Source organism: Ferruginibacter profundus (assembly GCF_054783275.1).
Genome location: NZ_BAAGQW010000001.1, coordinates 2,107,811 through 2,121,585 on the forward strand (window position 1 = coordinate 2,107,811; position 13,775 = coordinate 2,121,585).

Below are 13,775 nucleotides of genomic sequence, written 5' to 3' on the forward strand. Positions count from 1 at the left end.
AACTTAATGCAACAAGTTTCTGTTTGCTCCCCTGAAGCTTGTAACTTCTTCCCTCCTTTTTATATAATCGTCGATTTTCTTAACTCAATATTTTCTTTATTCAGCCTTCCCGGAATTTTATTACCGATATAATCACTGATCAATTCTCCAATGGTAGAAGTAAAATAAAAATTGATGGGCTCAATATCTTTGGTAACAAATTGATTGGTCAATGTCCATTCAACGGCTTCTCTTACCAAAGCCGCTTCTTCCCTTAACTCAAAATAATCCAGCAACATAGCTGCAGATAAAATAGAGCCGATGGGATTGGCAATATCTTTCCCGGTTGCCTGGGGATAAGAACCATGAATAGGTTCAAATAACGCTGTTTTGTTTCCAACAGAAGCAGAAGGCAATAAACCTAAGGAACCACTGATCACACTGGCTTCATCGCTGATGATATCACCAAACATATTTTCTGTAAGAATAACATCAAATTGTTTTGGATTCAGTATGATCTGCATCGCTGCATTATCAACAAATAAAAAATCCAAAGCCACATCAGGATATTGAACCGCTAAATCTTTTACTACTTTTCTCCAGAGCCTTGATGTTTCCAATACATTTGCCTTATCAACCAGCGTTAATTTTTTCTTTCTTGTTTGAGCAGATTGAAATGCCAGGTGGGCTACTCTTTCAATTTCTTCTTTGGTATAAGTGCAATCATCAGAAGCAATGGTTTGTTCTGCATTAATTTCTTTTTTACCAAAATATATACCACCGGTCAGTTCCCTGAAGATGATAAAATCCACGCCTTCAATATTTTTTGTTTTAAGCGGGGATAAATGATGTAAAGAAGAGTAGGTAGTAATAGGACGAATGTTGGCAAACAACTGCAATGCTTTCCTGATACCCAGCAAACCTTGTTCAGGCCTTACTTTAGCTGTGGGATCGTTATCATATTTCGGATGGCCTATAGCGCCAAATAAAATAGCATCACTGTCTAAGCAGATGTCAATAGTTTCTTCCGGTAAAGGAGTTCCAGTTTTGTCGATGGCATCTGCCCCTAATAAACAATATTTGTAGTCAAACTCATGCCCAAATTGCTCTGCAATAGCATTCAATACTTTTACTGATTGTTTGGTTACTTCCGGCCCGATGCCGTCGCCTTCAATTACTGCTATGTTTTTTTTAAGACTCATAAATTATTATACGGATTGTTTTTCAAATTTTTCTATTTCATCAATGCTGTTGATCAGGTAATCAATATCGTCGTACCCATTGATCATACAGGTTTTTTTATAGGCATTGATCTCAAAACTTTCCTTATCGCCGGTTGCATCAATAGTTATGGTTTGTGCTTCCAGGTCAACAGAAAGTGTTGCCTCATTATTTTGTGCAAATATTTTTTGTACAAAATCCTCTGATACAGTTATTGGTAACAAGCCATTGTTCAATGCATTGTTCTTAAAAATATCTGCAAAGAAACTGCTTACCACTACTTTAAATCCATAATCCACAATCGACCAGGCAGCATGTTCTCTTGAAGAACCGCATCCGAAATTTTTTCCTGCAACTAAAATATCGCCTTTGTATTGTGATTGATTCAACACAAAATCAGTTTTAGGTGTTGCTTCGTTATCATTGTCATAACGCCAGTCACGAAATAAATTTTTGCCAAAACCATCTTTGGTAGTGGCTTTTAAAAACCTTGCAGGAATGATCTGGTCCGTATCTACATTTTCATTTTGCAATGGAACAAACCGGCTGGTGATATTTTTGAAACCTTCTTTCATTTCGTGAGTTGTGAGACGTGAGTTGTGAGTGTACCACTCATTACTCATTGTTAATTATTAATTGTTAAGAAATTCTCTTACATCTGCAACCATGCCTGTAACAGCTGCAGCGGCAGCCGATAAAGGACTTGCCAATAATGTTCTTGCACCTGCACCCTGCCTGCCTTCAAAATTCCTGTTAGAGGTAGAGATGCAATATTTTCCTGCAGGAATTTTATCTTCATTCATACCCAAACAGGCAGAGCAACCGGGTTGGCGTAATTGAAACCCTGCAGCTTCAAAAATCTTATCAATACCTTCTTCAATAGCTTGTTTTTCCACCTGTTTACTTCCCGGAACGATCCACACTTCCACATTGTCTGCCTTATGTTTTCCCTGCACAAAACCGGCCACCATTCTCAGGTCTTCTATTCTTGAATTGGTACAACTACCAATAAAAACGTAATCAATTTTTTGTCCTTTAATCGGATGGCCCTGTTGCAATCCCATATAGGCTAATGATTTTTCCAGACCTGATCTGTCATTATCATTTACCTCCGCCAGGGTTGGAATATTTTCATTTACACCAATGCCCATACCGGGGTTGGTGCCGTATGTGATCATAGGTGTAATACCTGCTGCATCTAAAGTGATCTCTTTATCAAATATGGCATCCGCATCTGTGAACAGTGTTTTCCAGTATGCCAGTTTTTTATCCCACTCAGCCCCGGCAGGCGCAAATTTTCTGCCTTTGATATAACTGAAAGTAGTTTCGTCAGGAGCTATCATACCACACCTGGCGCCCATTTCAATACTCATATTGCAAATGGTCATTCTCGCCTCCATGCTCAAACTGCGGATAGCGCTACCGGCAAACTCTACCGCATAGCCAGTAGCACCACTCGCAGTAATCTTTGAAAGGATATATAGCACAATATCTTTGGAAACCACCCCGTTTTTTAATTCTCCTTCAATGTTGATACGCATCAATTTTGGTTTGGTCTGCATCAAACATTGTGTTGATAAAACCATTTCCACTTCGCTGGTGCCAATACCAAATGCGATAGCGCCAAATGCTCCGTGTGTGCTTGTATGTGAGTCGCCACATACAATGGTATTACCCGGTTGTGTAATGCCTAACTCCGGGCCAATCACATGTACAATACCCTGGAACGGATGCCCCAGTCCATACAATTCAACGCCATGTTCGGCACAATTTTTTATCAGGGCTTCTACCTGTAATCTTCCTAATTCTTCTTTAATGGGCAAATGCTGATTTAATGTAGGCACATTATGATCAGCTGTTGCGATGGTTTGTTTGGGGCGAAAAACTTTAATCCCTCTTTTATTCAATCCTGTAAAGGCCTGCGGACTGGTTACTTCATGAATAAAATGTTTGTCGATATATAAAACAGAAGGCCCGCCTTCGATATTTTTTACGATGTGTGTATCCCAGATCTTATCAAATAATGTTTGTGCCATATGCCCCTGCCCCTTCACGGGGAACTTAGATTGTTACTTTACAATATTGTAATTACAGCATTAATTTTATTGCAACTAATACTGATGTTATTAAATGAGTTACTATTATGTTTTGCTTTTTTCACCACCTGATTTTTAAAAGAGTGGGGGACAATCCCCCACCACTAAACTAAAACTAAACTAAAACGCATGAGAAAGAATTAAGCCGTAGCCAATGTCTTTTGTTGATGGCTCTGCGCCATATGAGCAAGATCGTTGTCGTCAACTTCCTTTTTACTATCAGCTAACTGGGTAAAATGTTCGTATAAAACATCAATATCATTTCTATCAAACTGGTAATTTAATTTTTGAAACCGGTGCGCCAGTGCACTGCGGCCACTTCTTGCCGTTAGTACAATCTTTGAACTATCGGCACCCACTTCTTCGGGAGCAATAATTTCGTAAGTGCTGGTGTCTTTTAAAAATCCATCCTGGTGTATGCCAGAGGAGTGAGAAAAAGCATTGGCACCAACGATGGCCTTATTTGGTTGTACCGGCATACGCATGGTATCACTCACCAGGCGGCTCATCGGGTTAAGCAATGTTGCATTAATATCTGTATGTAACCCTAATTCCTTGTGTTGTTTAATTACCATCACTACTTCTTCCAGTGAAGTGTTACCTGCCCTTTCGCCCAATCCGTTGATGGTACACTCAATCTGCCTTGCACCTGCAATAACACCGGCAATGCTATTGGCTGTGGCTAATCCCAGGTCATTATGACAATGACAACTGATGATGGCTTTATCAATATTGGGAACGTTGTTCATTAAGTACGCAATTTTTTCGCCGTACTGGTGCGGTAAACAATAACCGGTTGTATCAGGTATATTTACAACAGTAGCACCGGCTTTAATTACGGCTTCAATCACTCTTGCCAAGTAACCGTTCTCTGTTCTTCCTGCATCTTCTGCATAAAACTCAATATCGTCGGTATATTTTTTAGCCCATTTCACTGCCTGTATTGCTCTTTCCAAAATCTCGTCTTGTGTAGCATTAAATTTTGCCTTGATATGAGAATCGGATGTGCCGATACCGGTATGTATCCTGGGACGTTTGGCAAATTTGATGGCCTCTCCTGCTGCTTCAATATCTTTTTGTACCGCACGGCTTAATGCGCAAACAGTTGCTTTAGTAATCAATTTGGATATTTCAGTAACCGAAGCAAAATCACCGGGGCTGCTGATGGGAAAACCCGCCTCAATAATATCAACCCCCAATTCTTCCAATTTAAGTGCAAGTGCTATTTTTTCGCTGCTGACTAATTTACAGCCCGGCACCTGTTCGCCGTCTCTTAATGTAGTGTCAAAAATGTGAATTTTGTCGCCTGGCATAGCTAAAGTGATTTAAGTAACTCGAAATTGTATGTCGGTTCCCCGTTAAAACCAAAAGTTTAGTTTCCTTTAATAACAACTTCGCCATAAATTTACCGCACAGGCAGCTAAGGAGAAAATCAAAAGCATGGGTTTAATACGCTGTATAAGCCCTCCAATTTTCCCTAAAACCCTTACCTGTATTGACTTTAAAAGATTTTCAATTACGATGCCCAACCGCCATACAGATACATTATTCCAACTCATAAAATCGCTGGGCAAGAGCGAAAAACGGAATTTTAAGCTTTATATCAACAGAACCACCGCCTCGGAGGAGTTAAAAATTGTACAACTATTTGATGCTCTGGACAAAATGGATGCTTACGATGAGGCCATATTACTGAAGAAAAATAAGAGCATTAAAAAACAGCAGCTTTCTAATCTTAAAGCTTATTTATATAAGCAAATTCTGTCAAGCCTCAGGCTCATCAACGACGAAAACAATATCGATATTCAATTGCATGAGCAGATGGATTATGCCCGGATACTGTACAACAAGGGACTGTACCTGCAAAGCCTGAAAGTGTTAGACAAGCTGAAGGAACAGGCAAAGAGCCATAATCAACTCACTTATTTGCAGCAGGCACTTTTTTTTGAAAAGAAAATTGAAGGCCTGTATATTACCCGAAGCCTTAAGAACCGTGCCGAGGAACTGAGTAAAGAAGCAGATGAAGTAAGCGATCATTTATCTGCCGTATCTAAACTGAGCAACCTGGCTTTGCAGTTGTATGGCTGGTATATTAAAAATGGTTTTGCAAGAGATGATGAAGAAGAGGAAGCTGTAAAGAATTTCCTGAATAATAACTTGCCTGCAAACATCCGGCACCCTAATGGCTTTTACGAAAAATTATATTTGTACCAGTGCTATTGCTGGAAGGCTTTTATACGCCAGGATTTTTTACAATACTACCGTTATACACAAAAATGGGTGGATATTTTTGAAGAAGAGCCTTACATGATCGCTATTGAAAGTGGCCATTACATTAAAGGCATGCACAACCTGATGGGGGCACATTTTAACCTGGGTAATTATCAAAAATTAAACGATACCTTAATTGAGTTTGAAAAATTTGCCAACAGTAAAACAGTACAGCAAAATCAGAATAATTTAATCCAGTGTTTTATTTATTACACTATTTCTTTGCTGAATAAACATTTTATCAGCGGTAAATTTTCTGAAGGTTTATTGTTGATTGAAGGCATTGAAGCAAAATTAAAAGCATATGAAATCTACCTGGACCGTCACCGCATTTTAGTGATCTATTACAAGATTGCCTGTATGTATTTTGGTGCCGGCGATTTTGAAACCACGATAGATTACCTGAATAAGATCATTAACTGGAAAGTGGACCTGCGTAACGACCTGCAATGTTATGCCCGCCTGCTGCATTTGATCGCTCACTACGAACTGGGTAATTTTCAATTGCTGGAGTACCTGGCCAAATCGGTGTACCGCTTTATGGCCAAAATGCATAACCTGAGTGTGGTGGAAGAAGAGATGTTTAAATTTTTACGCAAAGCATTGAGCCTGCCGCCCAATAAATTAAAACCTGAGTTTGAAAAGCTGCTGCATAAATTAAAGCAGTTTGAAAACAAGCCTTTTGAAACGAGGGCATTTATGTATTTAGATGTGATATCCTGGCTGGAAAGCAAGATTAATAATGTGCCGGTGCAGGAGGTGACGCAGAAAAAATACCTAACAAGAAAGTAAAATCTGCGATATCTATTCCGGCTCCTTCATCGGGTCGAATGAATGATCTTTAATACCATTACTATTTTTACGTGGCTTAAAATTGTTTTTAGAAAGCACAACCGATTTCTTTGTATCAGTCATATAAAAATCCACGGTAGGCATTATGCTATCCAGGCCAAGTGCGGCATAGCCGATCATCTGATCAGTTTTTATTTTATCCCCTCTTTTTACCAATACCGATTTAAGATTGGAGTAGGTATAAAATAAACTATCTTTTTCTACAATCACCACTTTTATATCGTCGATAATGGCAATAGTTGACACCCTCCCCTCTGTTAATGAAAAAACGGTGCTGTCTTTTGAGCCAAAAGTGGTGAATTGCATTGATGCATGTGCCGGCTGGTTTCCATCATGGCAATCAATCAACGCCACATTATTCATCGGCATTAAAAACTCCGGACTTGTTATTGAGGCTGTATTTCCCCCAATTGCCTTCTTCAATTCCTTTTCAAATTCTTCTCCATTTAACTCTCCTTCAAAAAATTTCTTATAGCCTGTTTTGGTATTCACCATTATTGTTGCCGGTATGGCACCGCTCCAGGCGGTATCAATCATCGGGCAAAAATAATCGGCATCGGTTTCGTTGAGCCAGGCTATATTGGTGGTAAAATTATTTTTAGCTGCAAATGTGGCAATGCGTTTGGGATAGAAAGAAGGCAGGTCTAAACTCACCAGCAGCAGTTTTACTTTATCCTTTTTATATTTATTGGCAATTCTTATAAACCCGGGGATCTCTCCCACACAAGGCTTACAAAACGTAGCCCAGAAGTTGATAACAAATATGCTGTCTGATTTAGTGCTGAAGGACCGTACCACGTCCGCCATTTTCAATTCCGGGATTTGCTGTGCGGTAGCAGTGAAGGCAAAACAAAAAAAAGCAATAACAAAGGCAGTCTTTTTAATCATGCTTTAAAAATACGCAGAATAACGGGATTGGGTTTATGCCACCTGTTAAAATAAGCCTTAAATAAAAATATGCTCCGCATAATAAGGTGGCCACAGATTACAAAGATTAACACGGATCAATACAGGCCAATCTGTGTAATCCGCGGCAAAAAAAACGCCTACACAGAAGTCTCCCAAATAGCTTTTGGCTAATCCCTCATTTCAAACTAATTTTGCCCTGCTTCAAAAAGCAACCGGCATTCTAAAATCGCAAATCTAAAATCTAAAATAACAATATGGCATACGACGTAATAGTGTTGGGCAGCGGTCCCGGCGGTTATCCTGCAGCAATCAGGGCTAGTCAGTTAGGTAAAAAAGTAGCAATTGTAGAAAAAGAAAGCCTGGGCGGCATCTGCCTTAACTGGGGCTGTATCCCTACCAAAGCCTTGTTGAAAAGTGCCCAGGTATTTGAATATGCCAAGCATTCAAAAGATTATGGTATCAATATCGCCAACCCCACGCCGGATTTTGGTAGTGTTATCACCCGTAGCCGTGGTGTAGCGGATAAAATGACCAAGGGCATCCAGTTTTTGATGAAGAAAAATAAGATCGATGTGATCATGGGTTTTGGTAAATTGATTGCCCCGGGTAAATTGGAAATTACCGCAGCTGATGGCAGCAAAAAGGTAGAAGAAGCGACCAATATCATTGTGGCTACAGGCGGCCGTGCAAGAGCGTTGCCCAGCTTACCGATTGATGGCGTAAAAATAATTGAATACCGTAAAGCAATGAGCTTACCTACGCAACCCAAGAGCATGATCATTTGCGGAAGCGGTGCTATAGGAAGTGAGTTTGCCTATTTTTATAACAGCATGGGCACAAAAGTTACCATGGTGGAGTTTATGCCAAGGCTGGTTCCTGTAGAAGATGAAGACATCAGCAAAGAACTGGAAAAGCAATTTAAAAAACAGGGCATGACCATTATGACCAATAGCGAAGTGCTGAGTGTGGATACCAGCGGCGAAGGTGTAAAGGCAAAAGTAAAAACTGCTGCGGGTGAAGTGATTTTAGAAGCTGATATTTTATTGAGTGCTGTAGGTGTTGTAGCTAATATTGAAAATATTGGCCTGGAAGCTTTGGGCATTAAAACTGAAAAAGGAAAGATCATTGTGGATGCCAACCAGCAAACCAATGTAAAAGGTATATACGCCATTGGTGATTGTACACCGGGCCAGGCTTTGGCGCATGTGGCTACCAAAGAAGGTATCAATGCAGCTGAACATTTAAGCGGCCATCATCCTGAACCAATTGATTACAACAACATTCCGGGTTGTACGTATTGCACGCCTGAAATTGCCAGTGTTGGATATACTGAAAAAGCAGCTAAAGAAGCCGGTTACGAAATTAAAGTGGGTAAGTTTCCATATATCGCCAGTGGTAAAGCAGTGGCTGCCGGTGCAACCGATGGCTTTGTAAAAGTGATCTACGATGCTAAATACGGCGAATTTTTAGGTTGCCATATGATTGGTATGAACGTAACCGAAATTATTGCAGAGGCAGTGGTGGCCCGTAAACTGGAAACCACAGCGCATGAAATACTGAATGCCATTCACCCTCACCCCACCATGAGTGAAGGCCTGAAAGAAGCTACTGCAGCAGCTTACGGGGAAGCAATAGATATTTAACAGCCCTAAGAAAGTTATAAGAAAAGGGTTACAAATAATTGTAACCCTTTTTTATGGTCCCAAAGCACAAGAGAAGAGGAAGAACCTTATCACAAAATTTGTACCGCAATTGCAGCTCAAAAATATAACGCATTAATTTTCAATGAATGCTATTTTCTGGCACTGCCGGTAATTTGTAATCAGGCTGGTTATTTCCATCCTCCGCCCAGGGCCCGGTAAATATTGGTAACTGCATTAAACTGGTGCAACTTGTTTTCAATCAATTCTAATTTTGATTCCAGTGCATCTCTCTGCGTCATTAATACTTCAAAATAATCAGCCCTGGCCGACTTGAAAAGATCATTGGAAATATCAATAGATTTTACAAGTGCATCTACCTGCTGCGATTTTATGGTATACATCTGTTGCCCGTTCTTTAGATCCGATAATTCTGTGGCCACTTCAATATAGGCATTGAGTATAGTGCGTTCGTAATTATATACCGCCTGTAGCTGCCTTGCATTGGCGTTGTAATATTCTGCCTTTATTGCGTTTTTATTGATCAACGGACCAGCTACATCGCCAACGAGAGAAGCCAGCAGCGACTCAGGAAATTTTACCAGGTAACCGGGGGTAAATGCCTGGAAGCCCACGCCTGCCGAAATATTAAAGGAAGGATAAAACTCTGCCCTGGCCACATTTACATCCAGCTTTGCTGCAGCCAATTCAAGCTCGGCCTGTTTAATATCGGGCCGGTTTTTTAATAATTGAGAAGGAATACCGGCTGCTACCTGCGATGGCGTTAAATTTAAAAAACCGGTGGTATCCCTTGCTATGGGTTGCGGATAACGCCCCAGCAAATAATTGATCTCATTTTCTTTGGCGGTTATTTTTTGCTGCAGATCAAATTCCATGCTTTGTGAGCCGAGAACTTCTGCCTCAAATTTTTTTACCCCCAGTTCTGTAGCCCTTGCAGCCTGCTTTTGAACTTTTACAATTTCCAGCGCATTTTGCTGTAGTTTGATGGTTTGCTTTACAATATCCAGCTGGTTATCCAGTGCCAGCAATTCATAATAAGCATTAGCTATTTCAGCAATCAGGTTAGTGATAACAAAATTCCTGCCTTCCACAGTAGCAAGGTAACGGTCGAGCGCAACCTTTTTTGAATTGCGTAGTTTTTTCCATACATCAAGTTCCCAGGTGGCATAAGCACCAAGGCGATAATCAGGCAACCATTCCGGTACTTCTTTACCCGGTGTAATATCTGTAGAAGCATCGCCTGCACCCTGGCTGGTATAACGGGCTGCTTTTTCAATACCTATGCCACCACCTGCTTCCACCTTAGGCAGCAGTAATCCCTGCCTGCTGCGTATTTCGTTCCTGGCAATTTCTATTTCCTGCAGGGTAATAGACAGCTCCTGGTTATTTTTCAGCGCCGTATCAATAAGGCTAACCAGGTATTTATCTTTAAAAAACTCCTGCCATTTAATATCTGCGGTGTTAGCAGTATCGCTGCTGTTTGCATAGGTTGGTGCCACTGCTTTTGGCTGCGGCGACTGAACCAATGCCGGTGTTTTGCAACCTGCATACAAAATACAGGTAGCCATTACTGTTATAAAAATATTTTTTGTTACATTCATCATCTGTTATGATCTATTTCTTCGGTTAAAGGATTTTCATCTTCATCTTCCACAATGGGATTCTTTTCAGAAATTTTAGCAAAGAGATAATATAATCCCGGTATCAGCAATACACCAAACAATGTACCCAGCAACATACCGCCGCCTGCTGCAGAGCCAATGGTTCTGTTGCCCACTGCACCCGGGCCACTTGCAAATACCAATGGTATAAGACCTGCTATGAATGCAAAGGAGGTCATTAAAATAGGCCGGAAACGTGCCGCCGAACCCTGGATAGCAGCTTCCATCACCGAACTGCCCGACCGGTGCCGCTGTACTGCAAATTCAACAATCAATACGGCGTTCTTTCCCAGCAGCCCTATCAGCATTACCATTGCCACCTGTGCATAGATATTATTTTCCAGGCCCAGTAATTTTAATAAAAGGAAGGCCCCGAAAATACCCGCAGGTAATGAAAGAATTACGGGGAACGGCAATACAAAGCTTTCATATTGTGCTGCCAGTAACAGGTACACGAAAGCAAGGCAAATGATAAATATATAAATCGCCTGGTTACCCTGCCCCACTTCGTCTTTTGAAATACCGGCCCAATCAATACCAAAGCCCCTGGGTAAAGTTTTTTTAGCTACTTCTGTAATGGCAGTAATGGCTGCGCCACTGCTGTAACCCGGTGCCGGGCCACCACTTATTTCGGAAGAATTGTATAAATTATGCCGTGTAATTTCCGACAAGCCGTACACTTTTTCCATATGCATGAAGGCTGAATAAGGAACCATTTCGCCCTTGTCGTTTTTTACAAATAACTTTAAGATATCTTCCGGCAGTGCCCGGTATTGAGGCAATGCCTGTACCATTACTTTATATTGCCTGCCAAAACGTATGAAGTTGGTTTCGTAGTTGCTGCCTACCAGGGTGGATAATGTATTCATGGCGTTATCGATGGTAACACCCTTTTGCTGTGCCGCATCATTGTCTACTATCAGCATGTATTGCGGGTAGCTGGCGCTGTAAAAACTGAATACAGAAGTAAGCTCGGGCCTTTTGTTGAGTGCAGCAACAAAATCGTTGTTCACTTTTTCCATCAGTTTAAAATCGCCGGAGCCGGACTTATCCAGTAAGCGCAGCTCAAACCCACCGGCCGCACCATACCCGGGCACCGCAGGCGGCGGAAAAAATTCGATAGTGGCACCTTTAATATCTTTTGCTTTTTCTTCAAACTCGGCTATGGTTTCCTGTACCGAGTGTTTTCTTTCACTCCAGTCTTTCAGGTTAACCAGGCAGGTACCTACGTTGGCACCGGTACCTTCAGAAAGAATTTCGTAGCCGGCTAAGGATGAAACTGATTTTACGCCATCAATTTTAGCTGCAATATCCTGCAACTGGCGCACCACCGCATCGGTACGCTCCAGCGTAGAACCTGCGGGTGTTTGCACAATGGCATAAAATGTTCCCTGGTCTTCGTTTGGTATAAACCCCGATGGCAATTGTGTATTTAAAAAATAGGTTCCTGCACAAAAGCCTGCAAATGCCAGGAAAGTGATCACTCTTTTGTTTACAATAACACCCAATATGTTTTTATATTTTCCTAATACTCTTTCGAACCAGTTATTGAAACCGGTTAATCCCCTGTTTAACCATGTTTTCTTTTTAGGAGCCCCATGGGTATTTTTAAGCATTGCCGCACATAGTGCAGGCGTAAGTGTTAGTGCTATTAAACCCGATAAAATGATAGAGGTTGACATGGTGATAGAAAACTGCCGGTAAAAAATCCCTACGGGGCCGCTCATAAATGCTACCGGTATAAATACTGCCGCCATCACCAGGGTAATGGCAATGATGGCGCCGCTGATCTCATGCATGGCTGCTTCTGTTGCTTTGGCGGGAGACAGATTTTCCTCTTCCATTTTTGCATGCACAGCTTCCACCACCACAATAGCATTATCCACCACAATACCAATGGCAAGTACCAATGCAAAAAGTGTAATGAGGTTTAAAGTAATGCCAAAGAACTGCATGAAAAGAAAAGTACCAATTAATGATACCGGCACGGCGATAGCAGGTATTAATGTAGAGCGCCAGTCGCCCAAAAATAAAAACACCACAATACCCACCAATATAAAAGCTTCCACCAGTGTGTGTATCACTTTATCAATTGATGCATCTAAAAATTTGGATACGTCATAACTGATCTCATAATCCATTCCTTTGGGAAACGAGTTGGCCTTGATCTCCTCTAATTTTGCCTTAACATTTTTAATTACCTGGCTGGCATTACTTCCATACGATTGCTTAATAACAATTGCTGCCGAGGCCTTGCCATTTAATTTGGAGTAAATATCATAATAACCACTGCCAAATTCCACATCTGCAACGTCTTTTATACGCAACATTTCTCCCGCAGGAGTTGCCCTTAAAACTATATTTTCATATCCTTCTTTTGTGGTAAAACGGCCGGGGTATTTTAATATATATTCAAAGCTCTGCGATCTTTTACCTGATGCTTCACCTGTTCTTCCGGGAGATGCTTCAAGACTTTGCTCATCCAAAGCTTTTAAAACTTCATCGGCAGAGATCTTATACGCCGTCATACGATCGGGCTTGAGCCAGATACGCATGGCATATTCCCTGTTGCCTAATACATCAGCAAATCCTACCCCATCCACACTTTTTAATTCTGCCAACAAATTGATGTCGGCAAAATTGAAAAGAAATTTTTCATCCAGCTTGGGGTCGTTGGTATACAGGTTCAGGTACAACAGCATGTTCGATTCCTCACGAGTGATCTTCACCCCTTCCCTTACTACTATGGGTGGTAATTTATTGATCACAGAAGCCACACGGTTTTGGATATTCACTGTGGCAATGTTTGGGTCAACCCCGGAGTTAAACACCACCTGTATATCACCTTCACCATCATTACCTGCATCGGAAGCAATGTATTTAACACCGGGCGTACCATTGATCGCTCTCTCCAGTGGTATGATCACGGCTTTGGTCATTAACTCCCCGTTTGCACCGGGATACTCTGCAGTGATATTTACTTTAGGTGGCGATATGGAAGGAAATTGGGTTACCGGTAATTGCAACAGGGCCACCACACCCAGCAACGTTATGATCAGCGATATAACGATAGAGAGTACAGGCCGGTGTATAAATTTATTAAACATTTTTTTTTGCTTACAGGA

The 13,775-nt window shown here is 41.2% G+C and carries 9 protein-coding genes; 2 read left to right on the forward strand and 7 right to left on the reverse strand.

Annotation, left to right across the window (positions count from 1 at the left end; translation table 11 throughout):
• Positions 1-59 precede the first annotated feature (59 nt).
• The 4 genes from leuB to ACYVM0_RS08915 all read right to left on the reverse strand — a co-directional run bounded on the left by leuB (position 60) and on the right by ACYVM0_RS08915 (position 4,609).
• Positions 60-1,181, reverse strand: coding sequence for a 3-isopropylmalate dehydrogenase (leuB, locus tag ACYVM0_RS08900; protein WP_460555611.1), 1,122 nt, complete (start codon positions 1,179-1,181; stop codon positions 60-62).
• A gap of 6 nt (positions 1,182-1,187) precedes the next feature.
• Entirely contained in the window at positions 1,188-1,775 is a 588-nt protein-coding gene (leuD, locus tag ACYVM0_RS08905) for a 3-isopropylmalate dehydratase small subunit (protein WP_460555614.1), read from the reverse strand.
• Between the two features lie 57 nt (positions 1,776-1,832).
• The gene (gene leuC / locus ACYVM0_RS08910) at positions 1,833-3,236 is read right to left on the reverse strand and encodes a 3-isopropylmalate dehydratase large subunit (protein ID WP_460555617.1); all 1,404 of its coding nucleotides are present in this window, start codon (positions 3,234-3,236) and stop codon (positions 1,833-1,835) included.
• 200 nt (positions 3,237-3,436) lie between these two features.
• Complete coding sequence (locus ACYVM0_RS08915; protein WP_460555621.1) at positions 3,437-4,609, reverse strand: 2-isopropylmalate synthase; 1,173 nt, start codon at positions 4,607-4,609, stop codon at positions 3,437-3,439.
• Positions 4,610-4,736: 127 nt separating this feature from the next.
• On the opposite strand from ACYVM0_RS08915, the gene ACYVM0_RS08920 reads away from it, so the two are divergent.
• Positions 4,737-6,359, forward strand: a complete 1,623-nt coding sequence (locus ACYVM0_RS08920) for a hypothetical protein (RefSeq protein WP_460555624.1) — start codon at positions 4,737-4,739, stop codon at positions 6,357-6,359.
• A gap of 12 nt (positions 6,360-6,371) precedes the next feature.
• Here ACYVM0_RS08920 and ACYVM0_RS08925 read toward each other — a convergent pair whose 3' ends face one another.
• On the reverse strand, positions 6,372-7,307 hold the full coding sequence (locus tag ACYVM0_RS08925; protein ID WP_460555627.1) for a redoxin domain-containing protein: 936 nt from the start codon (positions 7,305-7,307) through the stop codon (positions 6,372-6,374).
• A gap of 275 nt (positions 7,308-7,582) precedes the next feature.
• On the opposite strand from ACYVM0_RS08925, the gene lpdA reads away from it, so the two are divergent.
• Positions 7,583-8,971 (forward strand): dihydrolipoyl dehydrogenase, encoded by a 1,389-nt coding sequence (gene lpdA, locus ACYVM0_RS08930; protein WP_460555630.1) that lies wholly within the window; start codon positions 7,583-7,585, stop codon positions 8,969-8,971.
• 188 nt (positions 8,972-9,159) lie between these two features.
• Here the strand turns inward: lpdA and ACYVM0_RS08935 are convergent, their stop codons facing one another.
• Both ACYVM0_RS08935 and ACYVM0_RS08940 read right to left on the reverse strand, forming a co-directional pair.
• On the reverse strand, positions 9,160-10,593 hold the full coding sequence (locus ACYVM0_RS08935; protein ID WP_460555633.1) for a TolC family protein: 1,434 nt from the start codon (positions 10,591-10,593) through the stop codon (positions 9,160-9,162).
• The gene (locus tag ACYVM0_RS08940; RefSeq protein WP_460555636.1) at positions 10,590-13,757 is read right to left on the reverse strand and encodes an efflux RND transporter permease subunit; all 3,168 of its coding nucleotides are present in this window, start codon (positions 13,755-13,757) and stop codon (positions 10,590-10,592) included. The genes ACYVM0_RS08935 and ACYVM0_RS08940 overlap by 4 nt, the downstream gene beginning before the upstream one ends.
• Between the last annotated feature and the right edge of the window lie 18 nt (positions 13,758-13,775).